General features: G+C 36.4%; 23 protein-coding genes. 14 read left to right on the forward strand and 9 right to left on the reverse strand.

Translation table 11 applies throughout. The features are described 5' to 3' along the window. Positions 1-6 precede the first annotated feature (6 nt). From G508_RS0102665 to G508_RS0102675, 3 genes are all read right to left on the reverse strand, one after another. Positions 7-279: a hypothetical protein gene (locus G508_RS0102665; RefSeq protein WP_026703874.1), complete on the reverse strand. Its 273-nt coding sequence runs from the start codon at positions 277-279 to the stop codon at positions 7-9. Between the two features lie 8 nt (positions 280-287). Then, the gene (locus G508_RS0102670; RefSeq protein ID WP_026703875.1) at positions 288-638 is read right to left on the reverse strand and encodes a hypothetical protein; all 351 of its coding nucleotides are present in this window, start codon (positions 636-638) and stop codon (positions 288-290) included. A gap of 294 nt (positions 639-932) precedes the next feature. Further along, positions 933-2,459: a carbon-nitrogen hydrolase family protein gene (locus G508_RS0102675; RefSeq protein WP_026703876.1), complete on the reverse strand. Its 1,527-nt coding sequence runs from the start codon at positions 2,457-2,459 to the stop codon at positions 933-935. 203 nt (positions 2,460-2,662) lie between these two features. Here G508_RS0102675 and G508_RS0102680 point away from each other — a divergent pair, with 203 nt between their 5' ends. Beyond that, on the forward strand, positions 2,663-2,998 hold the full coding sequence (locus G508_RS0102680) for a single-stranded DNA-binding protein (protein WP_026703877.1): 336 nt from the start codon (positions 2,663-2,665) through the stop codon (positions 2,996-2,998). Positions 2,999-3,005: 7 nt separating this feature from the next. Beyond that, positions 3,006-3,455 (forward strand): HRDC domain-containing protein, encoded by a 450-nt coding sequence (locus G508_RS0102685; RefSeq protein ID WP_026703878.1) that lies wholly within the window; start codon positions 3,006-3,008, stop codon positions 3,453-3,455. Between the two features lie 37 nt (positions 3,456-3,492). On the opposite strand, the gene G508_RS0102690 is transcribed toward G508_RS0102685, so the two are convergent. Continuing rightward, positions 3,493-4,227, reverse strand: coding sequence for a helix-turn-helix domain-containing protein (locus tag G508_RS0102690; protein ID WP_169628010.1), 735 nt, complete (start codon positions 4,225-4,227; stop codon positions 3,493-3,495). Positions 4,228-4,435: 208 nt separating this feature from the next. On the opposite strand from G508_RS0102690, the gene G508_RS0102695 reads away from it, so the two are divergent. The 5 genes from G508_RS0102695 (at position 4,436) to G508_RS0102715 (ending at position 13,363) form a co-directional block, all read left to right on the forward strand. Further along, positions 4,436-4,834, forward strand: coding sequence for a YbjN domain-containing protein (locus tag G508_RS0102695; protein ID WP_026703880.1), 399 nt, complete (start codon positions 4,436-4,438; stop codon positions 4,832-4,834). Between the two features lie 2 nt (positions 4,835-4,836). Next, positions 4,837-5,550 carry a PspA/IM30 family protein gene (locus G508_RS0102700; protein ID WP_026703881.1) on the forward strand — a complete coding sequence of 238 codons (714 nt, stop codon included), beginning with the start codon at positions 4,837-4,839 and terminating at the stop codon, positions 5,548-5,550. A 6-nt stretch (positions 5,551-5,556) separates the two neighbouring features. Continuing rightward, a complete protein-coding gene (locus G508_RS0102705) occupies positions 5,557-6,219 on the forward strand; it encodes an OB-fold-containig protein (protein ID WP_026703882.1) in 663 nt (220 codons plus the stop codon). A gap of 126 nt (positions 6,220-6,345) precedes the next feature. Next, on the forward strand, positions 6,346-8,406 hold the full coding sequence (locus tag G508_RS0102710) for a flotillin family protein (RefSeq protein ID WP_026703883.1): 2,061 nt from the start codon (positions 6,346-6,348) through the stop codon (positions 8,404-8,406). Positions 8,407-8,512: 106 nt separating this feature from the next. Further along, positions 8,513-13,363 carry a DNA repair ATPase gene (locus tag G508_RS0102715; protein ID WP_026703884.1) on the forward strand — a complete coding sequence of 1,617 codons (4,851 nt, stop codon included), beginning with the start codon at positions 8,513-8,515 and terminating at the stop codon, positions 13,361-13,363. Between the two features lie 196 nt (positions 13,364-13,559). Here the strand turns inward: G508_RS0102715 and G508_RS0102720 are convergent, their stop codons facing one another. From G508_RS0102720 to metG, 4 genes are all read right to left on the reverse strand, one after another. Then, the gene (locus tag G508_RS0102720) at positions 13,560-14,189 is read right to left on the reverse strand and encodes a chloramphenicol acetyltransferase (RefSeq protein ID WP_026703885.1); all 630 of its coding nucleotides are present in this window, start codon (positions 14,187-14,189) and stop codon (positions 13,560-13,562) included. Between the two features lie 30 nt (positions 14,190-14,219). After that, positions 14,220-15,638 (reverse strand): hypothetical protein, encoded by a 1,419-nt coding sequence (locus G508_RS0102725; protein WP_026703886.1) that lies wholly within the window; start codon positions 15,636-15,638, stop codon positions 14,220-14,222. 76 nt (positions 15,639-15,714) lie between these two features. Continuing rightward, complete coding sequence (locus G508_RS0102730; RefSeq protein ID WP_026703887.1) at positions 15,715-16,401, reverse strand: HAD family hydrolase; 687 nt, start codon at positions 16,399-16,401, stop codon at positions 15,715-15,717. Between the two features lie 92 nt (positions 16,402-16,493). After that, positions 16,494-18,548 carry a methionine--tRNA ligase gene (metG, locus tag G508_RS0102735; RefSeq protein ID WP_026703888.1) on the reverse strand — a complete coding sequence of 685 codons (2,055 nt, stop codon included), beginning with the start codon at positions 18,546-18,548 and terminating at the stop codon, positions 16,494-16,496. Positions 18,549-18,641: 93 nt separating this feature from the next. Between metG and G508_RS0102740 the strand changes: the two genes are divergently transcribed. The 7 genes from G508_RS0102740 to G508_RS0102770 all read left to right on the forward strand — a co-directional run bounded on the left by G508_RS0102740 (position 18,642) and on the right by G508_RS0102770 (position 22,609). Beyond that, complete coding sequence (locus tag G508_RS0102740; protein WP_035693843.1) at positions 18,642-19,271, forward strand: hypothetical protein; 630 nt, start codon at positions 18,642-18,644, stop codon at positions 19,269-19,271. Between the two features lie 5 nt (positions 19,272-19,276). Then, the gene (locus G508_RS20200; RefSeq protein ID WP_169628011.1) at positions 19,277-19,447 is read left to right on the forward strand and encodes a hypothetical protein; all 171 of its coding nucleotides are present in this window, start codon (positions 19,277-19,279) and stop codon (positions 19,445-19,447) included. 116 nt (positions 19,448-19,563) lie between these two features. Continuing rightward, entirely contained in the window at positions 19,564-19,791 is a 228-nt protein-coding gene (locus tag G508_RS0102750) for a CDGSH iron-sulfur domain-containing protein (RefSeq protein WP_026703890.1), read from the forward strand. A gap of 131 nt (positions 19,792-19,922) precedes the next feature. After that, positions 19,923-20,462 (forward strand): DMP19 family protein, encoded by a 540-nt coding sequence (locus tag G508_RS0102755; protein ID WP_026703891.1) that lies wholly within the window; start codon positions 19,923-19,925, stop codon positions 20,460-20,462. A gap of 161 nt (positions 20,463-20,623) precedes the next feature. Then, positions 20,624-21,514: a S66 peptidase family protein gene (locus tag G508_RS0102760; RefSeq protein ID WP_245569835.1), complete on the forward strand. Its 891-nt coding sequence runs from the start codon at positions 20,624-20,626 to the stop codon at positions 21,512-21,514. Next, on the forward strand, positions 21,514-21,873 hold the full coding sequence (locus G508_RS0102765; protein WP_026703893.1) for a YraN family protein: 360 nt from the start codon (positions 21,514-21,516) through the stop codon (positions 21,871-21,873). Before G508_RS0102760 ends, G508_RS0102765 begins: the two co-directional genes overlap by 1 nt. A gap of 76 nt (positions 21,874-21,949) precedes the next feature. Next, on the forward strand, positions 21,950-22,609 hold the full coding sequence (locus G508_RS0102770) for an aspartate kinase (protein ID WP_026703894.1): 660 nt from the start codon (positions 21,950-21,952) through the stop codon (positions 22,607-22,609). 52 nt (positions 22,610-22,661) lie between these two features. Here G508_RS0102770 and mfd read toward each other — a convergent pair whose 3' ends face one another. Continuing rightward, entirely contained in the window at positions 22,662-25,973 is a 3,312-nt protein-coding gene (mfd, locus tag G508_RS0102775) for a transcription-repair coupling factor (protein ID WP_157485865.1), read from the reverse strand. Positions 25,974-25,994 lie beyond the last annotated feature (21 nt).

Raw genomic sequence — 25,994 nt, forward strand, 5'->3', positions numbered from 1 at the left:
GAGAAGTTATGGGGTCAGTCTTCTGTATCTTTTTGTGTTCATCCACCAGGTATAGCCTCCTTCGAAAATAATTCCTCCCACTATAAATATCAACATTGAAACAACTACTTTCGGCATTTTAAACATTTCATCAAGGCTCCCGTCCAGGAATGAAAAGATAAAGGTAAACAGAAATATCAGGAAACCAAAAATACTGCCATGCAAAAGTGCATATCGCAATCTTCCGCGTTTCATTACAACTTCCCAGTAGGCTACAAATTTTACGTCTTTCTCTGTCATATCAAAGTTTAAAATTCTTTCTTAACCAAAATATAATAATCGTTTTCCAAAGCCATATAGCCTTGGTCATATAGGAAATAATAAATATTTCCTGTTTTAGTGTTCAACACATTGGTAAAAAACTCAAAGTCGAAACCCTTGCTCAGCAATTTGGTTCGTGTAGTTTTGGTTTTTCCGTCGAGGTTCAGTTCCATCAGGATGCGGTAATTCTTGCGTAATTTGTTGTTGATGTTCCGCATATAATTGGTGCTGTCCTTGTTCATTTTGTTGTTGTAGGCATTCCGGCAACCGTCACTGCAGAACTTCTTGTCCTCCCGACCTACAATTTTATCTCCGCATTCTAAACATGCTTTTTCCATATATTTTTTATCAGAAGCGAATAGCTTGGTTTGTATTTGGTATCCATTTCCTGCTGTCTTTCCAAAGCTTTTGTGGCTCCCGAAGCTTCGGGACCGCCACAAAAGGCTTTTCCCTTACATCAGGGCTAGTGGGAAATTTTGTTTTTTGTTTGGAGACTTTTCAGGAGTATAAATTTGTGATTGTACTAATTTAACCACAGATGACATTGATACAACGTATTTACACACCTGCTAAAATCTGTGTAATCCTTTTAATCTGTGGCAAAAAGCTCCATTTTGTTGATATTAAACGATCTACTTCAACTTTTTAATCTGATACAAATCTTTTCTTCTATCTTTCAAAATCCTCACACTTCCCATCTCGTGCAGTTTTTTCAGCATATCTAAATCGACATCGGCAATCAACGTCATCTCAGTATTTGGAGTGGCTTCGGCCTTTATTCCATTACTTGGGAATGCAAAATCAGATGGGGTGAAAACCGCAGCTTGGGCATATTGGATGTCCATGTTGTTTACTCTTGGTAAATTCCCCACACATCCTGCAATGGCTACATAACATTCGTTTTCGATGGCTCTTGCTTGAGCACAAAGTTTCACTCGCATATAAGCATTTTGGGTATCGGTAAGGAACGGAACAAAGAGGATTTCCATTCCTTCGTCAGCCATTAATCTTGATAATTCAGGGAATTCCACGTCATAGCAAATCATGATCCCAATCTTGCCGCAATCGGTATCAAAAGTTCGTATTTGTGAACCGCCTTTCATTCCCCAATATTGCACTTCGTTTGGCGTGATGTGAATCTTGGTATACATTTCGGAAGTTCCGTCGCGTTTGCATAGAAAGCCAACATTGTAGAGATTTCCATCTTCGGTAAATGGCATGCTTCCCGTAATGATGTTGATGTTATAGGCAATGGCAAATTCCTGGAATTTTTTTCGGATAGGTTCAGTAAAATGCGAGATTTCTCGGATGGCATCGGCTTCGTTCAAGTGATTGAAATCCGCCATTAATGGAGCGATAAACAATTCGGGAAACAGGCAAAAGTCACTTCCATAACCCGAAACCACATCAATAAAAAACTCCGATTGTTCGAAAAGGGCTTCCAAATTGGCTAACGGTCGCATTTGCCATTGTACCAATCCAAGACGAATAACACTTTTCCGGGAATTAATCAGCTTCGGACTTTTTTCATAATAGATATTGTTCCATTCCAGCAAAACCGCATATTCCTGCGAACTGATATCGCCTTCCAGATAGTTTTTCATGATCTTGATTACGTGGAAGTCATTGCTCAATTGGAATGAAAGTACAGGATCGTAGATTTCTTTCAGTTTCACCTTCTCAATATAATCTTTAGGAGTGGTCGTTTCGGCATGTTCAGTATATCTCGGAATCCTTCCTGCAAAAATGATGGATTTGAGATTCAATTGTTCACATAGTTCTTTTCTAGCATCATAAAGCCTTCTTCCTAGACGAATTCCTCGAAATTCAGGGTCGATAAAAACATCGATTCCATATAAGACTTCTCCGTTGAGGTCGTGTGTCGAGAAGGTATAATTTCCTGTAATTTTTTGATAAGTGTGGTTGGAAACCGCTTTTTTATAATCTACAATTAATGAAAGTGCGGCACCCACTACTTTATCGTCCACTAAAATAACCAACTGGCCTTCTGGGAAAATATCGAGTAAATTTTCGATCTCTTCCTCCATCCAGTAGGCTCCATCAATTTCACAATAGGCTTTGATCATGGAGTTTTTCAGCTGCTTGTAATCTTCTAATAATAAATTTCGGAGTTCTACTTTGTTAATTTCGGTCTGCATAAATCTTTGTTTTCTTGAAAGATAGGAAAAATATTTTCCAATTACAAACGGTTACAATTATTTACAACCGAAAGTAAACGGTTGTTAACCGACTAGTTTTTGGAATCTGCCACAACTTTGCCTCGTTGAATAATTACAATTTCAATTGCAAAATTCAATAACCATAACAAATTCAATTTTATTAATTTTTAAATTTAAAAGCCATGAATGCATTAAGAAACAGAGTACAGTTGATTGGAAACGTAGGAAACGATCCAGAGATCAAAACCTTTGAAGGCGGAAAGAAAGTAGCCAACCTGACTGTTGCTACAAACGAAAGCTACAAGAATGACAAGGGTGAAAAAGTAGAACAAACCGAATGGCACCGTGTTGTCGCCTGGGGGAAAACAGCCGAAATCATCGAACGATTTGTCACCAAAGGCAAGGAAGTTGCCATCGAAGGAAAGCTAACCCACAGGAGTTATGACGACAAGAATGGTGAAAAGCGTTACATCACGGAAGTAGTGGTGAATGATATCCTTCTTTTGGGTAATAAATAGGCGGTGTATGAAAGTGAATATTTTTACCATCCGACTCACTTCGGAAAAATTTGTTAGCGACCAAAAATTCCTGAATGATTTTCTGGAAACGGTTGAGTTCATTAAATCCGATGTTCATTTTGTGGAAGGTGATGTCAATTATTGGTCGGTTTTGATCCATTTTGAAGAAAAGAATTCTCAAAATACAACTTCTATAAAACCAATTACAATCAAAGAAGAAGATTTGGAACCTGATCAGAAAGCAATCTATGAAGAGCTAAAAAATTGGCGTTTTCAAAAGTCGCTGGATATGAATATTCCCTCATACATGGTTTGCCATAATTCTGAATTGCTAAATGTAGTAGTAAAACAGCCCAAAACGCTTTCGGATCTACGAAGGATTAAAGGTTTTGGAGAACTAAAAGTAGAAAATCATGGGGAGGAAATTCTCAAAATCATAAATGCCAAACAAAATTAAAGGGTAAAACCATTCCCTCTTCAAGGTGGAATGGTTTTTATTTTTTTAAAGAAGCGATACTTTGTTCAAGTCGTGCCAATCTATCTTCGAGTAGCATTTCCTTAGAATGCAATGCATGATGAAAAACATGTTCAATACTCCAAAGAGCTTGAATTTCGTCAGAATTTATAATAGAATCTGCTACACCATGATGATCCGCTTTTAAAATAAAAAGGTTGTTTTGGAACGAGATCCTTCTTAATACTAATTGTTGATTTGCAAGAACCATCACGAATTGATTTTCTCTGATGGTGTTTTTGTCTACTTCAATTCCGATAACAATATCTTTTGGAAAAAATTCGATAGATCCACCTGTCATCGATAGATCATCGATCATAAAAGCAAATCGATGCAGCGTTTCAATATTGGGAAGTCTCACGAGTGGGAAATGCTCAACTTTAAAACTTTCTTTATAAGTGGTAACAAATTCTAATTTCCTATCTGTTGCGATATAAGGAATGCCATCAAATTCTTTTAAAATATGAGAATCCGATTCGGTAGTCATTCGTTCATTAAATTTCAAAAGCCGATTAACGGTTAATTCTTTCGTTAGCAACTCTTCTATCCCAATGCTAAAATAATTAGCAATTTTTAAAACGGTTTCAAGTTTAGGATTGCTTCGTTCTTCTTCGTAAGCCCCTAAAGTTCCGCGTTTTAAGTCGAATATATCAGCAAATTCTTGCTGGCTTATGCCACGAACACTTCTAATTTTTTTAAGATTTTTACCAAACATCAACATTATTTTGCTAATTTTATTTGCATTAATAAATTATTCTCGTATATTTGCCTAATATATTTAGCAAAGCTACTGAAATTATGCTAACGATTTGAGTTTAATAGTGCTTAATTTGAATATTAGTATTTTGTTAAGAACTTTTTGAAACTTAATTTGTAAGTATTTTCTAAAACAGCGATTTTTATAGAATCATTATTGTAAACCTATGAAGAATTATTTCGACACCGTTAAAAATTATCTTCAAGCATTGCAGCTTGACATCAAACATGAAAATCAAAAGGAGGGGATCTTCATTGTTAGTAATGAGCAAGATGGAATCCTGAATTTGATAATTTGTGTGGCACATCCAATTGTGATTTTTGAACAATTTATTTTTGAAATCAAAAATCCCCAAAATGAGGTGTACAAAGCATTGTTGCAAAAAAACCGCGACATTATTCACGGAGCTTTTGTATTGGATGATTCAGGACGTAAAGTGATTTTTCGAGATTCGTTGCAACTTGAAAATTTAGATCAAAATGAATTTGGGGCTACGCTAAATTCGCTCAGCCTTTTGCTCAGCGAATATTCTGAACAGATTATTAATTTTTCAAAAAACACGTAATTATGAAATTTCTAAAAAGATTATTCAAGATTGGTCAGGCCGAAGTGCATTCTGCAATCGACGGAATGGAAGACCCTATAAAAATGACCGAACAAGGAATTCGTGACATGAAGGATGATTTGGATAAAAGTCTTGAGGCTTTAGCTCAAGTTAAGGCCATGAGTATCCGTGCCAAAAACGAAGTGGAAGAATATGCAAACAAAGCCGAAGACTATAACGAAAAAGCAATGCTTATTCTGAAAAAGGCTCAATCTGGAGGATTAGATGCATCCGAAGCCGATCGTTTAGCGACAGAAGCACTCATCAAAAAAGAAGAAGCAACTGCAGGACAAAACCGGGCCATTTCTGATAAGGAAAAATTTGACCAAAACGTTTTGCAGATGGAAGGCAATGTGCAAACCATCAAACAAAATATTTCCAAATGGGAGAATGAGTTGAAGATTTTACGTTCAAGGGTGAAAGTGGCTGATGCTACCAAGAGTTTGAACAAGCAAATGGCACAAATTGATAGTAACGGAACTGTGGCACTTTTGGAACGTATGAAAGAAAAAGTGAATCAAGAAGAAGCTTTGGCAGAAGCCTATGGCGAAATCGCGAATTCAGCAAAATCAATCGATCAGGAAATAGATAAAATCATAGATGTGCCTCGAACAAAAGCCTTCAGTGAATTGGAAAAATTGAAAGAACAACTGGGAATTAGTGGTCCAAAAGAATAAAATCAAATGAAAGAACTGATAGAAATTTCGTTTTCGCCAGTGAATGCCTTTTTCAGCATCATGTCTATCATCATGGTCCTGTATTGGATTTTGGTAATTGTAGCTGGAATCGATCCGGATCTTTTGAGTGTCGATTTTGACTCTGCTGATTTAGAAACCGATTTTGATCATCACACTCAAGATTTGCCAGACAGAAGCGAAACTTCAAGCGATGGTGGTTTTATGAAAATCTTGGAATTCTTCAATTTTGATGAATTGCCATTGATGTTCATCCTCACGATTATTTTCTTCAGCATGTGGCTCATCGGAGTTAATGTAACGTATTATTTAGGTGTCGAAAGTACGTTGTTGGGTTTTTTATTGTTGATTCCAAATTTTATCGTGAGTCTTTTTGTTGTAAAAATTTTCAGCAAACCTTTGTCATATCTCTACAAACAGGTCAACCACAAAGGCGAACCCGAAATTGATTTCCTTGGCAGAAGATGTGTTGTTTTTTCGTCTATGGATCAAAATAAAGTAGGTCAAATCCAACTTTCAGTCAATGGCGACCCGATGCGATTGTCAGCCAAAAGCAATACCGAAGAGCAATTAATCGCTGGTCAACAAGCCATTATTGTTGGCGAAAGCGAAGATAAAAAATACTACCTCGTAGAAAAATTTGACTATTAAAACAGTAAAAAATGATTACAATAATAGTTTGTTTAGTTGCCTATTTTTTGCAACTATTAATTGTCGTAATATCTTCTTTCTTATAAAAAAACAAAAATCAATCATAATTTAAAAACAACCAAAAACATGTTAGGAAATTCTTTACTTATTACAATGATTGCCATAATCGTGGTGGTAATCGGGCTTCTTGTTTGGATCATTTCGATGTACAAAAAAATCATCCAAGGAAAAGTAATCGTGAGAACTGGAGCTGGAGGAACAAAAGTTTTCTATAATGCAGGACTCGTAGTTCCTGTTCTGCACAAGATGGAAATCATGGATATTTCGGTAAAAAAACTCGATGTCGAAAGAACCGGAACTAACGGTTTGATTTGTAAGGATAATATTCGTGCCGATATCAAAGTGACGTTTTTCATCAAAATAAATAAATCTACAACCGATATTATAAATGTTGCCCAAACGATTGGTTGTGAAAGAGCTTCGGAAGTGGAAGTTTTGAGAACTTTATTTGATGCAAAATTCTCCGAAGCCTTAAAAACGGTCGGAAAGAAATTTGATTTCATCGAATTATATGAAGCTCGAAGCGAATTTCGTGGAGAAATAATCTCCATCATCGGTACTGATTTGAATGGATACATTCTGGATGACTGTGCCATCGATGATTTGGAACAAACTTCTTTGAGTCATTTGAAATCCGATAACATCTTGGATTCTGAAGGTATCAAGAAAATCACCGAATTGACAGCTGCCCAAAATATCAAGTCGAATCTCATTCGCAGAGACGAAGAAAAAACAATCCGCAAACAGGATGTTGAAGCTAGGGAAGCAATTTTGGCACTCGACCGACAATTAGCCGAAAAAGAAGAACAACAAAAAAGAGAAATTGCCAATATCAAATCACGCGAAGAGGCCGAAATTTTGAAAGTTGCCGAAGAAGAAAGACTAAAATCGGAAACAGCAAGGATCAACACTACTGAAAAAGTGGCTGTAGCCGAAGAAAATAAAGACCGTTTGGTAATTGTTGCCCTAAAAAACAAGGAAAGAACAGAAGCTGTCGAAACCGAAAGAGTCGAAAAAGACCGTGCTTTGGAACAAACCGAACGCGAAAGGGTCGTTACCTTGGCCCAAATCGAAAAAGACAAAGCCGTTGAGGTAGAAAAGAAAAACATCCAGGATGTTATTCGCGACAGGGTTGTTCTTGAAAAAGGAGTGGTGCAAGAACAGGAGAATATGAAAGATATCGAAGCTTTCAAAACCGCCGACAGACAGAAAAAAGTAGCCGTTACTTTGGCCGAAAAGGAAAGCGAAGAATTGTACATTAAACGCCTTAGAGCTGCCGAAGCCGAAAAAGAAGCTGCAAAACAAAGAGCAGAAGAAATCAATATTGATGCCGAAGCTCAAATGATTGCGAGTGAAAAAGAAGCTCAAGCTAGGAAAATTTTGGCGGAAGCCAAAGCCAAAGAAGATGCAACACTCGGACTTTCTGAAGCTCAAGTAATGCATGCAAAAGCCGATGCCAGCGAAAGACAAGGAATTGTAGATGCAGTTATTGTCGAGAAAATGGCTCTTGCAGAAGCAGCCGGAATGAAAGCAAAAGCCGAAGCATCTAAAGATCTTGGTTTAGCCGAAGCTGAAGTAGTTAGGGAAAAAGCCTTGGCAGAAGCAACCGGAATCGAAGAAAAAGCAAATGCAATGAAGAAACTCGACGGTGTTGGAAAAGAACACGAAGAATTCAAATTGCGTTTGAACAAGGAATTGCAGGTGGATTTGGCACACATCAACATCCAAAAAGACATTGCAGATGCTCAAGCTAGCGTGATTGGCGAAGCCTTAAAAGCTGCTAAAATTGATATTGTAGGTGGCGAAACGATGTTCTTTGACCAAATTGTGGGTCAGATTACAAGAGCAAAAGGTTTCGACAGATTGGTAAACAGTTCTGAAAATATTACAGAAATCAAAGAAGCAATTCTTGGTGATGGAACTTTGGATCAAGGAAATCTTTTGGACAAAATAAAAGGTTTTGCTGATAAATACGGCATCTCATCGGAAGATATTAAAAACCTGACCGTTTCAGGCTTGCTGCTTGAATTGCAAAGACGAAGCAGTGACGAAAGCGAACAAGGTTTGTTTTCAAACTTGATGTCGATGGCCAAGAATTTTGGCTTGACCGATAAAAAATTAGGCTAAAAATTACTTATTTTATTCCTGCAAGACTTTGGTTTTGCAGGAATTTTTAAAGACTGAATAACCAAATCAGACTTAGTTATATTAACCACCAACTACATTTTATAGTATGAATGCACTAGAAGGCGGCACTTACGAAATTATACAAAACCGTTTAGAGGCTCAAAAGAAGGATTTAATCGAAAGATTGAAACAGCTCAATGAAGCCCGAAAAGAAGTTTTTGGTAGTATCGAAACCAAACTGATTGCCAATAACCGAATCATCACCGAAAACAATTGCATTTCGAGTGATATTGTTAGCATTGGCGATTTGTGCATCTTTGGTTATAATGTTCATTTTGGACTTCGAACAGAAATCAAGGTAGAGGACGTTTTTAGTATCTACGAATTTGAAAACCAAGAATTCAAGCCTCAAAATTTGGATTTGATTAATGATGAAGCCTTTCTTTTCGATTTTCTAAATCTTTACAAATACTATCGCGATACTGAATTTAGGAAGTTTTTCATTGCCGGAAATTACCTTCACATGGTGTTTCAGTTGAGCGACAGACTTTCGGATATCAAAACCTTCAAATGGCTCATTCGTGAAAACAGCTTGGAATATATTGACAACCGGAGCGATCACGAATATAAGTTTCCGAAACAACACGATTTTATTTGGCTGGAAACTACAAGAGAAATGCAGAAGTATGGAAAACATCCTCACGTTTCCATTCTCGACAAAGTTTTTGTAGAAACCGTTGGCGGAACTTTGACCATTAAAATTGAAGACAACACGGCTTCTGGAAAAGGAATTCTGGAAGAAGAAGTGCAACATCCTGATCAAACATTAGATGATGGAAACTATAAATTTGCCGATCTTGGAAACCTGATTGCCTTGCAAATAAAACCGTTTCAAGAAGAGGCTCGTTTTTTTGTTTACAACCATAAATTACAACAAGTTCAAAAGATCGACAGTATCAAGAATGCTGCAATTTTGTTGCCAGACAATCACGGTTTGATTTTTTCCAATGGCTATTATCTCCAAACTGGAGAATACAAAATATTTGAAAACAGCCTCGAGAATTTACTTTTTCAGGAACGGATTGCTTCGCCAAACGGGGAAGATTTCATGTATGTTTTCTACGAAGAAAAATACGGTCAATATGTGCTGATTTCTTATAATTTGATTTCGCATGAAGTCAATACACCGATTATTTGCAACGGATTTACCATCTTGGAGAATGGGGAATTGTGTTATTTCAAGTCCGAAAACGAACAGACAAAAAATCATGTTGTACAAATTTGGCAAACGCCGTTCATCAAAGGCACAATTATTCCGTCACAACACAAAGACAGTTTTATTTATAAAATTGGGAATAAAGACATCGTGAAAGCAATGGCCGATTCCAATTCTATTGTCACACTTTTGAATAAAAATGATGACTACGATGGATTGTATGTGGATTTGGCAAAACTATCCCAAAACATTTTAGATGGCTATTATTGGATTGCTGGAAAGGAAACATTTGAGCTTCAGGTTCCGCTTTTGGAAATAAAAAATACGGCAAATGCCGCTATCGATGAGTTCGAAAAAGTGGTGCAATTGCGTCATCACGCCAAAGAAATTACAGAGCAAACCCAAGAAAAAGCCAACAAGCTTTTCAGCACTATAAAATCAGCACCATTAGATAATATTGATGTTTTTGTTAGTAATTTGGCGAATCTGAGAATGCTTCGAGGTGAAGTTATCAGCTTGAAAGAAGTTCGATATGTGGATGTGGCTTTTATTGCAAATATTGAGAAAGAAATCATCGAGCAAACCGAACGAATTTCGCAGCATTGCGTTACATTTCTGTTGGATGAAAAAGCTTTGGAGCCTTATCATATCCGTGTCAACGAAAAACAAAATGCTATTGAAAGTATTTCAAAAGTGGCAGAAGGAAAGAAACTAGAGCAGGAAGTCAACCAGATTACGACTGATTTGGAAATGCTGATTGACATCGTTTCTAATCTGAAAATCGAAGATACTTCACACGCGACACAAATCATCAACACGATTTCGCTGATTTTTGCCACGCTAAATAAAGTCAAAGCCGAAATCAAAAATAAGATGGGTGCTCTTGGCGGAAAAGAAGCCACGGCAGATTTTGTAGCCCAAATGAAATTGATCGATCAGAGTATTGTCAATGCTATTGATCGTGCTGATTCGCCTGAAAAAATTGCCGAATCGCTCAACAAAATGTCGGTTCAGTTGGAAGATTTGGAAGCTCGTTTTGCCGATTTCGAAGAGTTTACGGGATTAATTATCGAAAAGAGGGAGGAAATCTACACGGCTTTTGAAGCTAAGAAAAATAGCCTGATTGAAGCACGAAACAAAAAGGCAATTGCGGTTGAAAATGCTTCCAAGAGAATCTTGAAAAGTGTTGCCACAAAAGCAATGACGTTTAATTCTGCCGAAGAAATAAACGGATATTTTGCTTCTGATTTGATGATTTCTAAATTGCGTGATCTGGTAAAACAGTTGCACGATTTGGAAGATGTTGGCAAAGCCGAAACCATTGAAACCGAGCTAAAATCGGCTCGTGAAGATGCTTTGCGAAAGCTAAAAGACAAACATGAACTCTATGAAGATGGCGAAAATATCATCCGTTTAGGGAAGCATAAATTTGCAGTAAACCGTCAGGCTCTTGATTTAACTATCGTTTTTAAAGACGAAAAATTGCAGTATCATTTAACGGGAACTGATTTTTATCAACCGTTGACAAGCGAGGCTTTAAATTCAGGAAAAAAATATTGGAACCAGGATTTGATTTCTGAAAATGATCAGATTTACAGAGCTTCCTATTTGGCGTATAAGATTTTTAAAAATCATCCGATTGAGAAATTGATGGCACTGACATTTGAAAATTTGCAAAATTTGGTTGCCGATGAAACCTCAAAAAATTATGCCGAAGGTTATATCAAAGGAGTTCATGATGCTGATGCATTGTTGATTTTAAAAGTGATTTTAGAAAAACACCACGCTTTAGGAATGCTTCGATATGATTCCAAAACCAGAGCTTTTGCACGGTTTTTTTGGAATGATTTGGAAGAGGATCGAAGACAAATTTTGAATCAAAAAATAAAATCGGCAGGCGAAGTTTTATCGATTTTTACAAATAGCACGGCTTTTGACTACATTCTTTTGGAGATTGAAATAGAAGTAGGACTGTTTTTAGAAAAATATAGCTTTGCTAAAAATAGTGCTGTCAATCAGGAAAAAATGGCTTTGTATATTTTCGAAGAATTACGACAGGACGATATCTTTGTTTCGAGCTTGAAGGCGAAACAGCTTTTGGAAGATTTCAAAAAAACGCTTGAAGCAAAAGAAACACTGCTAAAATTCAAACAAGGAATTGAAAAAGCGATAGACCTTGAAGCAAAAATCCAATTAGCAACACAATGGGTTTTGTCCTATTTATCAGATGCAAAAACGGCCCATGATTTGGCTTATGCTTTCGAGATAGTGTCTTTATTGCTATTTGCGAGCGAAAGTAGCGAAAAAACAATTACGATTGAAGCCGATGCTTTAATTCAAGGATTATCAGGCTCACATTCCACAATTTCGGAAGGAAATTTCGAGTTCAATTACCATCAATTTGTGGAGTTGATGGAGCATTATTTTGAATCAGATGTCCCAGGTTTTGAAAAATTCAGAAACGAAAGACATCAGCTGACGCTTCAGTTGAAAGACGATTTACGATTGAACGAATTTGAGCCTAAAGTTCTGACTTCGTTTGTTCGGAATAAGTTGATTGATCAGGTGTATTTGCCACTTTTTGGGGATAATTTGGCCAAACAATTGGGAAGTGCGGGCGAAAATAGAAGAACCGATCGTTCAGGAATGTTGCTTTTGGTATCACCTCCAGGTTATGGAAAAACCACCTTGATGGAATATCTGGCCAACAGATTAGGACTTGTTTTCATGAAGATAAACGGTCCAGCAATTGGTCACGAAATCACTTCGGTTGATCCTGAATCGGCTACAAATTCGGCGGCAAGAGAAGAGTTGAAGAAGCTGAATTTGGCTTTGGAAATGGGAAATAATGTGATGCTTTATTTGGATGATATTCAGCATTGCAATCCAGAATTATTACAAAAATTCATTTCTCTTGCCGATGGAACCCGAAAAATAGAAGGTATTTTCAACGGAAATCCAAAAACGTATGACATGAAATCCAAGAAGTTTTGTGTTGTAATGGCCGGAAATCCTTATACAGAAACAGGTGAGAAATTCCGAATTCCAGATATGTTGGCCAACCGTGCCGATATTTATAATTTGGGGGATGTTATTGGAAATACAAGTACACTTTTTGAATTGAGTTTGATTGAAAATGCCCTGACCTCGAATCCACTTTTGACGCAATTGGCCTCAAAATCATATGAAGATTTGTATCCGCTGATTGAAATGGCTTCGAGTGGAAAAAGAGACGGTTTTGACTTGAAAGGCAATCATTCCAAACAAGATATCGAATCGTATTTGGCTATTTTAGACAAAGTCATCAAGGTTCGAAATGTAGTTTTGCAAGCCAATTCAGCTTATATTGCTTCGGCGGCAATGGAAGATGCTTATCGTGTGGAACCGCCGTTTAGACTGCAAGGTTCGTATCGCGATATGAACAAATTGGTTTCCAAAATTGTCCCTATGATGAACGATGCCGAAATCCAGACGCTTTTGCTTTCGCATTATCAAAACGAAACCCAAACGTTGACCAGTGCTGCAGAAGCCAATTTGTTGAAATTTAAGGAAATGACAAATTTACTTTCGGAAGAAGAAAAATCACGCTGGGAAGACATCAAGATTACTTTCGTGAAAAACAACAAGCTAAAAGCGTTTGGCGACAGTAACAATATGGCCCAAGTATTGTCGCAAATGACCGAGTTTACGAATCATATTGAAGGAATCAAGGAGATATTGAGATTGGGATTAGAGAAATAAAATACTTATAATCATACCGTTTTAGCTAGATGATTTAATTTAATAGTAGTTTTAGATAAAATATCTCGGTATTAATTTTTTGCCACAGATTTAAAGGATTTCACTGATTTTTTGCGATTAAAAGATAAAAATCTGCTATAATCAGTGAAATCTGTGGCATTGATCAATTAATTTAATCAATGGAGAACACTTTGATTTATCTATCCATCAATTCCTGAAAAGCATCCACAAACTGACCCAAATGAAAACCATCCATCAAGCCGTGATGCACATGAACCGACATTGCCATTGTTCGTTTTCCGTTTTCGTGAACCATCATTTTCCCAAAGGAAATTTTCGGGCAACTATCTGGAAAAGTGAAACTTCTAGCATGTGAAAGCGAGGTGAAATTTACCCACGGAATTGCCGAGAAATGAATCAGGTTGTCCTCGTCAAAAGTTCGGGTAAAAAGTCCGGTCGTGTTTCTAATTCGTTCAATTTCTGCCAATGCAATTGAAGTAAATTTTTGAAAATCAGCATCATATTCAATCAATGAAAAGCCAAATGAACCGTCTTCCCGACTGATGGTTGCCGAAGCATTTACTTTGTCGTAAACAAAAATTTTATCATCTTCAATCCTGTAACGGAAACATTCAATCGAGTTCACGACAGCGAGGGTTTTATGCAAATAATAAATAAAAAATGAAGCATTTAAGCTTTTTGCAGTTTCATAGGCTTTGGTACAATCGATCTCGACAGTTGCTCCAAAAAAAGGTTCTTCAAATTTTCTGAAAAAATCAAAATGTTCTTTTCTCGGCCAATTGTCAATGTTTAAAATGGTTTTCATTTTTAAAAAGGGAAATGTTTTATATAAGATTTAATCAAAAAAATCATCTTGGAATTTTCGCAACACATATTTTTTTGCTTTCGCATCATAATACCCCAGAATGTAGTAGTCTTTATATTTGAAAGTAGAAGCAAGGGAGATATCCTTGTTTTGATCTAAAAATTGACCAATATAATCGGTTGCAAGAACTTCCTGTTCTTTCTTCAAATATTGGGATTGAAGATCAAGATGTGTTTCAAAATAATTTACTTGAAGATTTCCGCTGTAAAAAAAATCATCCACATTCACGGCATAACCTCCAGAAATAGCAACCCCAACTCCGCTTGCAATCCCTAACATAATTCCACCTGTAGAGGCCACATCTCGTTGTCCTCCAATGGTGATAAACGAGGCATTAGGCGTTTCATAAACGGTAATGCCTATGGCTGAATAATGGATTCTTTCCAGGAATTTCTTAGTGTTTTTAATTTCTTTAGGGCGTTGCTTTCCAGTTTGGCTAAACAAAGGAGAGTTTTTATGATGAATAATATCGTCTTTTGATGTCGTAAGAGAATTGAGTATTGTTCCTGAATCATAGTCTTTTACGGCAAGAATCATTTCATCTTTGTTGGCTTTTAGCTGGTATAATTTGGCCTCACTAAAATAAGAATTTGAATTGCCTTCAACATTTTTCAACATCTCCTGCGGAAATTTTCGTTCCGAAAGTTTGTAGGTATCCAAGTCAATTTCGAAGAGCTGTGTTTCACTCATGTTATGATCGAAAGTGAAAATTATTTTTTCGTTTAGCACATAAAATTTTGCTTTTGAAGTAGAAAAATATAAAGGATTTAACTCGTCGATTTCCATTTTTTCAAGATGGTTTTCTTCTAAAAGCGACCAAAGTTTTATAGGGTTGTTTTTTCGATCGGCAATTTTATATTCAGAAAAATCAATAAATTTTTCGATTATTTTTCCATCCTGAAAAATATAAAGTTTTAATACATCTTCCGTTTTGAGAACTGATAAGATATAGAAAACATTATTTTCGTTGAAACTGCTCAACACGACTTCCTTTTCTAGAGGAATTTCAAAGGTTTTTTCAGTTGTATTTCGGTTTTGTAAATCGAAGGAAACGGCATGCAGTTTTTTAAAGTCACTGTCCAGCCAATAAATTTCGGGTTTTCCTTCTGCATTAAAACTATAACCAGAAAGTCGGTCAAAATCATTGTCAGGTCTTTTGGTGCTCATGCTGTCTTTAAAAAAAAGAGCAGTGTTGTATTTAAAGGCTGTGAGTTTTTCCTTGTCGGAAGCAAAAACAAAAACTTCGTTGGTGTTGAGGTTCACAGCATTTAAAGCCTGATGGTGGCTTGAGGCTTTTTTTAACTCCAAATCGGTAGCAATCAGTAGAGTTTGGGCAAAAGATAATGGAGTAAAACAAAGTGTAAAAAATGCAAAAAGTAATTTTTTCATGGGGTCTTTATTTTTAAAATGATGCTCAAAAACAATACCGCAAGTTTTTCAAATTTAAATTACGGGCAATTTTAACTTATAATAAGAAGGGCAAAACTTCAGTTATTTTTTCAACTGCTCTAAAGTTTTTGTGTTTCACCTCGTGGTCTATTTTTTCGTGAGCCCAAGTCGTGTGAAACGGAACATGAACGGCATGCCCACCAATTCCCAAAACAGGCAAAACATCTGATTTCAATGAATTTCCAATCATAAAAAACTCTTCAGGCTGAATTTCCAGACGCTTCAATAAATCATGATAATCTTTTTCCTGCTTGTCTGACATCACTTCGATATGGTGAAAATAATGTCCTAAACCTGAATTGTGCAATTTTCTTCTTTGGTCTAATAAATCGCCTTTTGTAGCCACAACCAATTTGTATTTTCCGTGTAAGGCTTGCAATGTTTCTTCGACCCCGTCTAATAATTCGATTGGACGTTGCAGTAATTCTTTTCCATATTCTAAAATCTTATCTACAACCTGAATGCTGATGGTTTTGTTGGATATTTTCATCGCGGCTTCAATCATCGACAGGATGTAGCCTTTGATTCCGTAACCATAAAGTGGCAAATTATCAATCTCCACCTTAAAAAGTTCCTGTGAAATACCTTGTTTTGAAAGATAATCATTCATCAAGCCACAGAATTTTTCCTCTGTTTCCTGAAAATAAGGTTCGTTCACAAATAAGGTGTCGTCTGCATCGAAAGCGATTACTTTTATGTTCATTGTATTTATGTTTAAACACAGATTTCTCAGATTTTCACAAATTAGGTTTGAGTAAAATCTGTGCTAATCTGTGAAATCTGTGTTCTGTTTTTTTAATTTATTGTCTCCCCATTCCCCACTTCAGCATCAGGATTCACAAAAACCAATTTCCCTTCGGGATTTGTAGTCATCAAAATCATTCCTTGACTTTCCACACCTCTTAAAGCTCTTGGGGCAAGATTTATCAAAACCGTAACTTTTCTACCCACAATTTCTTCTGGAGAAAAACTTTCGGCAATTCCTGAAACGATGGTTCTCACATCAATTCCAGTATCGACTTTCAACACTAAAAGTTTGTTTGCTTTAGGCATTTTCTCTGCTTCCAAGATGGTTCCAACACGCAAATCCATTTTAGCAAAATCATCATATTGAATAGCTTCTTTTTGTGGTTCTAATTTTTTATTCTCGGCTTTGTTCGCTGTTTTTGTAGCTTCCAATTTATCTATTTGTTTTTGAATTTCCTCGTCTTCGATTTTAGCGAAAAGCAATTCGGCCTCGCCAATTTTATGTCCAGCTTTTGTCAAATTCCAATCCTCAAAATCTAAATTCCAATTGTTTGGTTCGATGTTTAAAATTTTAGCCAATTTTTTAGAGGTAAATGGCAAAAATGGTTCGGATAAAGTCGCCAAAGCCGATGCAATTTGCAAGGCAACATACATCTGTGTTTTAACTCTTTCCGGATTGTCCTTAATGACTTTCCAAGGCTCTTCATCTGCCAAATATTTATTTCCTAAACGAGCCACATTCATCAATTCGCCTAAAGCTTCTCTGAATCTGTAACGCTCTACGGAACTTGCAATTACAGCTGGATACGCTTTTAATTCCGCCAAAGTTGCTTCGTCCACTTCCGAAAATTCGTTTGGATTTGGAACAATTCCGTCATAATATTTGTTCGTCAAAACCACAACACGGTTGATGAAATTACCAAAAATTGCCACCAACTCATTATTATTTCTCGCCTGGAAATCCTTCCATGTAAAATCATTATCCTTTGTTTCTGGAGCATTCGAGGTCAAAGCATAACGCAAAACATCTTGCTTATCTGGAAAATCTTCTAAGTATTCGTGCAACCAAACCGCCCAGTTTTTAGAAGTCGAAAGTTTGTTTCCTTCCAAATTCAAAAACTCATTTGCAGGAACGTTGTCTGGCAAGATATAACTTCCTTCAGCTTTCAACATAGCAGGAAAAATTACACAATGGAAAACAATATTGTCTTTCCCGATGAAATGAACCAACTTTGTATCTTGAGATTTCCAATACGGTTCCCAATCTTTTCCTTCTCTCAAAGCCCATTCTTTCGTAGAAGAAATGTAGCCAATTGGAGCGTCAAACCACACATATAATTTTTTTCCTTCGGCACCTTCAACCGGAACATCAATTCCCCAATCTAAATCTCGGGTAACGGCACGAGGCTCCAAACCACCGTCAATCCACGATTTTACCTGACCATAAACATTTGGTTTCCAGTCATTTTTATGTCCAACCAAAATCCATTCTCTCAAGAAATCCTCATATCGGTCCAAAGGCAAAAACCAGTGTTTTGTAGATTTCAAAATCGGAGTTTCGCCTGTAATGGTAGATTTTGGGTTGATCAAATCGGTAGCATTCAACGTCGAACCACAATTTTCGCATTGATCTCCGTAAGCACCTTCATTACCACATCTTGGACAAGTTCCAACCACGAAACGATCTGCTAAAAACTGATCGGCTTTCGCATCATACAATTGTTCGGTCGTTTCTTCGATAAAATCGCCATTGTCATACAATTTTCTAAAAAATTCCGAAGCCGTATCGTGGTGGATTTTCGCCGAAGTACGCGAATAATTATCAAAAGAAATTCCGAAATCTTCAAACGATTTTCTAATGATTCCGTTATATTTATCAATCACTTCCTGAGGTGTGATTCCTTCTTTTTTGGCCTTCATCGAAATCGCCACACCGTGCTCATCGCTTCCGCAAATAAACGCCACATCCTTACCCTGTAACCTCAAATAGCGTGAATAAATATCAGACGGAACATAAACGCCCGCCAAATGCCCAATGTGAATCGGACCGTTAGTATAAGGCAAAGCTGCCGTAATCGTATATCTTTTTGGATTCTGTATCATGGATTTCTTTAATAAGACTGCAAAAATAAATCATTAGCCACTAAATAACGACTAATTATATCTTTTTGTTTATTTTTGAAATAAATCCTATCTATGAAAAAGTTAGTTGTCCTTTTCTTCTTTTGTTTGCAGGTGTTAGGACAAAATAATACGGCTAACGATTCTCTAGTAAAAACAAATCCCATACTTTTTGCAGAAATTTTTGGTGGTTTTGGTGGTGGAACTTATGGAGGTGCTTGGAGTTGGAGCTTGGCTCTCAATTATCAATTTAATGAAAAAGATTTACTAACTGCACGTTATTCTGGAGTCGCAGTTGGTAAAAGAGACAATATTGTGATTGGTTTTTCGGCTATTCCGGTTTTTGTAAGAAAAGAATCGCTAGAGGAATATGCAGTGCTTTATGGTAAAAGATGGATAGATGATGGTTTTTCAGTAAGTGTTTCTAGTGGAATCTCTTTTGTGAATAGAAATTATTATGAAGAAATGGAAGATCGTTATGAAAAGCTTAATGAAGACTTTTTTGGTGTTCCTATAGAAGTAAGTTTGAAATGGTTTAAATCGAAAAAATCCAGATTTAGAGCTTATTATGGCATCATTCCCATTGGGAAAAAGAAAGTTGCTTTTGGTAGAAGTTTTGGATTTAAACTCAGTGGAAATATGGCTAAAAGTTCTTATTTTGGAATAGGAATTTCTTATGGCTTTGGGTTGCATAAAAACTATTAAAAATCATGGCAAAAGGACCAGAAAAGAACACGAAAAACAAGGCGTTGCACACCAAATTATTAAATCGAAAAAAGGCAAAACTTCAAGCTAAAAAAAAGGAAAAAGCATTACGGTTAAAAGCTTTGGTTGCCAAGATGAATCAGCAAAAGAAGGATGAAGATTCGGAAACGGCATAAATTCCTCCTCTAAATTAGAACCATTGTAAATTGACCTTTCTATCTTCAAAAACCCAACAAAAACAACAATTCCTTCAAATATATTTTGCAATCTTTGAACTCAAAAAAGTAGCATTATGAGTAAAACAAAATTAACCGTTACTAAAAACGGATTTATAAAAATTGACGGCGATTTCGAAATTGTTGACCAAGAAGGAAACGTGTATGATTTGCAAGGCAGAACCGCTCTAGGACTTTGCCGTTGCGGATTATCGGCAAACAAACCTTTTTGTGATGGAGCACACCGAAATGGTTTCGAACATGATGCAACTGCATTCGATTTGCCACCGATGAAAGCTAAATAAAGAAACTTTAAAATTATTACAGAAAGCTACATTTTAAGAATGTGGCTTTTTTGTTTCAGTTAAGTTCAAAAAACAGTAAAGACTCGATAAATTATTAGAAATTTGCATACGATACTTTAAAATTAAATAATATGGAATTCGGTAAAATAATAGTTTCAGAAAATGCAATGAATAGTGAGAATCCACATGATGTGATTCTTTCCAATATTTCGATCATCAATTTAATGCGGGAAGAAGGTGTGAACGACGATTTGATTCACGAAGATGCGTTGATGAGCTATTATCTGGATTATTATTGGACACAGCTTTCGGATGGAAACTTTGCTCAATTCGTCCACAAATCAGGTTGGGACAAAGAACTGAACGAACTCATAGAAGAAGGTTTGGCTTTGATTGGTGCCGAAAAACATTTGGAATTATTCCAACAGCAATCCAAAAAAGTAAAATTGATGAGCAGTGTCAAACTCAATAAATTTCTGAAAGGAAAATTAGAAGGTGTGAATCCAGTAAGAGATTCTTTGAACAGCGACACTTTCTTCGAATTGGAAGAAAATCTTATCACGCTAAATGCCAATTTTCTTAAATCGCATCCGGATTTTGAAGTACTTTCAGTAGATGAAATTTTTGAAACTTTAGAAGAATTTGTGGGTCACGAAATAAAAAGAGTTTAATTTATTTGGCAGAATTTTTACAGCAAGAAGTGCTACTTTTATTAAATTTACGTTCTCACGGTAATGCAATTAAACAAAAAAGAATGTTTATAAAAAAATTATTCCTACTTCTTTTATTTTTGAATCTTAATAGCTTTGTATATTCTCAAACCAAACTCACTATGCCCGAATATTTAAAAAAAGGTGACACCGTTGGCATTTTGGCCACAGCCCGAAAAATTGATTTAGTAACGCTTCAACCAGCAATCAAATTATTGGAAAGTTGGGGGCTTAAAGTCGTTATTGGAAAAACCATCGGAAAGGAACAAAATCAACTCGCTGGAGCCGATTGGCAACGAGCAACCGACTTTCAGGAAATGCTTGATAATCCTAACATCAAAGCCATTTGGGCTGCAAAAGGCGGTTATGGAACGGTTAGAATCGTGGATAGAATTGACTTTACCAATTTCAAGAAGAAACCAAAATGGATCATCGGTTTCAGTGATGTTACGGTTTTGCACAGTCATATCAATAATATGAATATTGGAACGATGCATGCTCTTATGGCAATTAGTGTAAAAACCGCTACTCCCGAAGCAATTGCCACTTTTAAAAAGGCTTTGTTCGGAGAGAAACTCGAATATCATATTCCGCATCATGCTTTCAACAAAGACGGAAAAGCTACAGGCGAATTAGTTGGCGGAAATCTTTCGGTTTTATACAGCATTCAAGGTTCGGAATCGGCAGTTGATATGAAAGGGAAAATCCTTTTCTTGGAAGATTTGGATGAATATCTATACCATATTGATCGAATGATGATGAATCTGAAACGTAATGGTTCGTTAAAAGATCTCAAAGGAATCATCATTGGCGGAATGACTTCTATGAATGATAATGACATTCCATGGGGTCATGATTCGCTGGAAATCATCCAAGATATTGTAAAAGATTTGAAAATTCCTATAATTTATAACTTTCCCGCAGGTCATATAAAAGATAATCGTGCTTTGATTCTTGGAAAAAGTGTGACGTTAGAAGTGAACGAAAAAGAATCAGTTTTAACTTTTGAATAATGGCAGAACATAACGAACTCGGAAAACTTGGCGAGGAAATGGCAGTTGAATTTCTGGAAAAGGCTGGCTATGAAATCCTTGAAACCAATTGGGTTTTTCAAAAGGCAGAGGTAGATATCATAGCTAGAAAAGACGAAACCGTTGCTATTGTTGAGGTAAAGACGCGTTCGAGTATCGATTTTGGATTGCCACAGGAATTTGTAAAGCCCAAAAAAATTCAATTGTTAGTAAAAGCTGTAAATGAATATATCACAATAAATGATTTAGATGTTGAGGTGCGTTTCGATATCATTGCAATACACAAAACGCCTAATGAGTTTGTTATAGAACACCTTGAAAGCGCTTTTTATCACTTTTAATGTAAAATATTGTGGTTAAATTTGTAACAAATTGTAATTAAATATATATTTGCAAAATCAATTCTAAATTAAAAATATGAAAACTGTTTCTTCAATAGTAGAAAATTACATTAAAACAAAACCATTTTTGTTGAGTGCATTGTCTCAAGGGATCATTAATTTGACCTCTTTGGCAAGAAATATTATGACTGAATTAGACGTGGAACTTGGCAAGGAAGTAAAACAAGGAGCTGTTGTAATGGCGTTGAAAAGACTTTCAGACGATTTGGATTTTAGAGTAAACCACAAGATTTCTAAGGTTCTAAAAAATATTGGTGAAATCACAGTTCGTTCTTCATTAGTTGATTTTAATTTTGGGGTTTCTGAAACTATCTTGAACAGTCAAGCAGAGTTAATTTCGGAAATCAACACTTATCCAGATATTTTTTATACGTCATCAAGAGGTGTAAATGAAACGAACATTGTAGTTAGCGAAAGTGTAGCTCATTTGGTTGAAAAACATTTTGCAACTGAGAAATTGTTGGAAAAAACCGATAATCTAGCTTCAATCACAATTAAACTTCCAAAAGAGAACGTTTCAACTCCAGGGGTTTATTATTTTATTTTCCAACGTTTGGCTTGGGAAGGAATCATCATCAACGAGGTAATTTCTACATCTTATGAGTTTACAATCTTCGTAGGAGACGATAAGGTAGATGTTGCTTTCAAAGTAATTAAGGATTTGAAGAATTTGTAATTCTTTTTAAATATAAAAAAAGCGTCTCGATTTTTCAAGACGCTTTTTGTTTTTAAAGCATTTCCATTAACTCCAACGCTTTTCTAACCGATTTCACATTCTCAAAAGTAAGTAACAATCGCAAGCCATTTGGTGTTTGCTTTTCTTTCATTTTTCCTAAAGTCTGGTGTTTTTGTACAAACTGCAAAACCTTATGAAAACTATTAGACTGGTAATAATCCGATTGCTGGTCCGAAACAAAATAAGCAATCATCTTCCCTTGTTTCATAATCAGTTTTTCAATTCCGAATTTTGTTGCAATCCATTTTATTTTGATGCTGTTCAATAACGACACCGCTTGTTTAGGCAAAGGTCCAAAACGGTCAATCAGTTTCTTTTCATAAGCCAATAAAGTTTCTTCATCCTTGATCAAGCTCAATTCATTATAAAGATTCAATCGTTCGGAAATATTGTTGATGTATTCGTCTGGAAATAATAATTCAAAATCCGTATCGATTTGGATGTCTTTCACAAACTCTTTCTCGGGAGCATTTTCATCTTCAGGATACAAATCCTTGAATTCATTTTCCTTCAGTTCCTCGATGGCTTCGTTCATGATTTTTTGATAGGTTTCAAAACCAATCTCGTTGATAAAACCGCTTTGTTCGCCACCCAATAAATCTCCAGCTCCACGAATTTCCAAATCCTTCATCGCGATATTGAAACCGCTTCCTAATTCACTGAATTGTTCCAAAGCTTGAATTCGTTTCCTGGCATCGTCCGTCATGGCTGAATAAGGCGGACAAATAAAATAGCAAAACGCTTTCTTATTACTTCTACCCACACGACCTCTCATCTGATGCAAATCTGAAAGTCCGAAATTATTGGCATTGTTGATAAAAATGGTGTTCGCATTCGGAACATCCAACCCACTTTCAATGATGGTTGTAGCTACCAGAACATCAAATTCACCGTTCATGAAAGCCAACATCAATTCTTCGAGTTTCTTGCCATCCATTTGTCCGTGACCGATTCCAACACGGGCTCCAGGAACCAAACGTTGAATCATTCCGGCCACTTCCTTGATATTCTCAATTCGATTATTGATGAAGAAAACCTGTCCGTTTCGTTGAATTTCATAAGAAATCGCATCACGGATTAACTCTTCGTTAAACCCAACAACATTGGTTTCAATCGGATAACGGTTAGGTGGAGGAGTAGTGATAACTGATAAATCCCTCGCTGCCATCAACGAAAATTGCAACGTTCTCGGAATTGGAGTTGCCGTCAACGTCAACGTATCGACATTGGCAGAAATCGTCTTTAATTTATCTTTTACGTTTACGCCAAACTTTTGTTCCTCGTCAATAATCAATAAACCAAGATCTTTGAAAATAACATTTTTATTGACCAATTGATGTGTTCCAATCACAATATCCAATTTTCCTTCAGCAAGCTCTTTCAGTGTTTCGGCTTTTTGCTTCGCGCTTCTAAAACGGTTCATATAGCCAATGGTTACTGGCATTTCCTTCAAACGCTCAGAAAAAGTCCTGAAGTGCTGATAGGCTAAAATCGTAGTCGGAACCAAAACCGCCACTTGTTTTCCATTGTCAACAGCTTTAAAAGCAGCACGAATCGCAACCTCCGTCTTTCCAAAACCAACATCACCACAAACCAATCGGTCCATAGGACGGTCACTTTCCATATCGGCTTTTACATCTTGTGTAGAGGTAATTTGATCGGGAGTATCTTCATAGATAAACGAACTTTCAAGTTCCATTTGCAGGTAGCTGTCTGGTTTATATTGAAATCCCTTTTCTAATCTTCGCTTTGCGTAAAGTTGAATCAAATTGAAGGCAATATGTTTTACCCTTGCCTTTGTTTTTTGTTTTAAAATCTTCCAGGCGTTCGAGCCCAGCTTGTATATTTTTGGTGGAGCTCCATCTTTTCCATTAAATTTGGAAATCTTATGAAGCGAGTGAATGCTAACGTAAACAATATCATTATCAGCATACACCAATTTAATGGCTTCCTGTGTTTTGCCTTCCACCTGAATTTTTTGCAAACCTCCAAAGCGTCCTATTCCGTGGTCGATATGGGTTACATAATCGCCAACCGAAAGCGTATTCAGTTCCTTTAAAGTAATCGTCTGTTTTTTCGAATAGCCATTCTTGATGCTGAATTTATGGTAACGCTCAAAAATCTGATGGTCGGTATAACAGGCAATTTGCAATTCCTCGTCAATAAAACCTTCATACAAAGGCATCACGACAGTATCATATCGCTTTGCAATACTTTCATAATTCACTTCGTCCAAGCTTTCAAAAATATCGTGAAAACGTTTTGCCTGTTGCTCGTTCGAGCAAAATAGGAAATTCTTGATCCCGTTCGAATGATTGTCGTTGAGGTTGTTCAACAACAAATCAAACTGTTTGTTGAACGATGGTTGAGGTTGGATATGAAATTCAAAAGATTTCTGGGTTCTGAAAATAGCCTTCGAAGCAAATTCCACCACCGTAAAATCCAATGCTTTTTTAATGAAAGAAGCCTGATTCAAAAACAATAATTCAGGTTCAGAATGCTTTATTTCTTTCGATAATTTCTCAAAAGCAACACCTGCCTTTTCAAATAATTTATCCAGTTTACTGAACAAGCCTTCCGTATTGCTTATAAAGAGAACCGTTTTCGGATTAATATATTCCAAGAAACTCTCTCGGTCTTCCTGAAAAAATTTATTTTCAACATTTGGAATGATGCTGATTTTCTTTTGCTTTTCGATGGACAATTGAGTTTCCACATCAAAACTTCGGATACTATCGACTTCATTCCCAAAAAATTCGATTCGATACGGATTGTCATTCGAAAACGAAAAAACATCTATGATTCCACCACGAACCGAGAATTCTCCGGGTTCCGTAATAAAATCAACACGCTTGAATTCATATTCAAACAAAACCTCATTGATAAAGTCAATCGAAATCTGGTCCCCAACTGCCACTTTCAAAGTATTCTTGTCCAATTCTTTCTTAGTAACCACTTTCTCGAAAATGGCTTCGGGATACGTGACAATTATGGCGGGCTTTTTTCTGGAATTGATTCGGTTTAAAACCTCTGCACGAAGCAAGATATTGGCATTGTCTACATCTTCAATCTGATAGGGATTTCGGTAGGAACCTGGATAAAACAACACATCTTCGTCGTTTATCAGCTGCTCCAAATCGTTCAAATAATAAGCCGCTTCTTCCTTGTCGTTCAAAATCAGTAGATAAGGATTCTCCGATTTTGTAAAAAGTGATTTTACCACAAACGACAACGACGAGCCAATCAATCCCTTCAAATGGATTTTTTGTTCGCGAATGTCGAGCTGTTCCGCAATCTGGTTGATTTTGGGCGATTTGTCGTAGCG

Source organism: Flavobacterium soli DSM 19725 (assembly GCF_000422705.1).
Lineage (GTDB): Bacteria > Bacteroidota > Bacteroidia > Flavobacteriales > Flavobacteriaceae > Flavobacterium > Flavobacterium soli.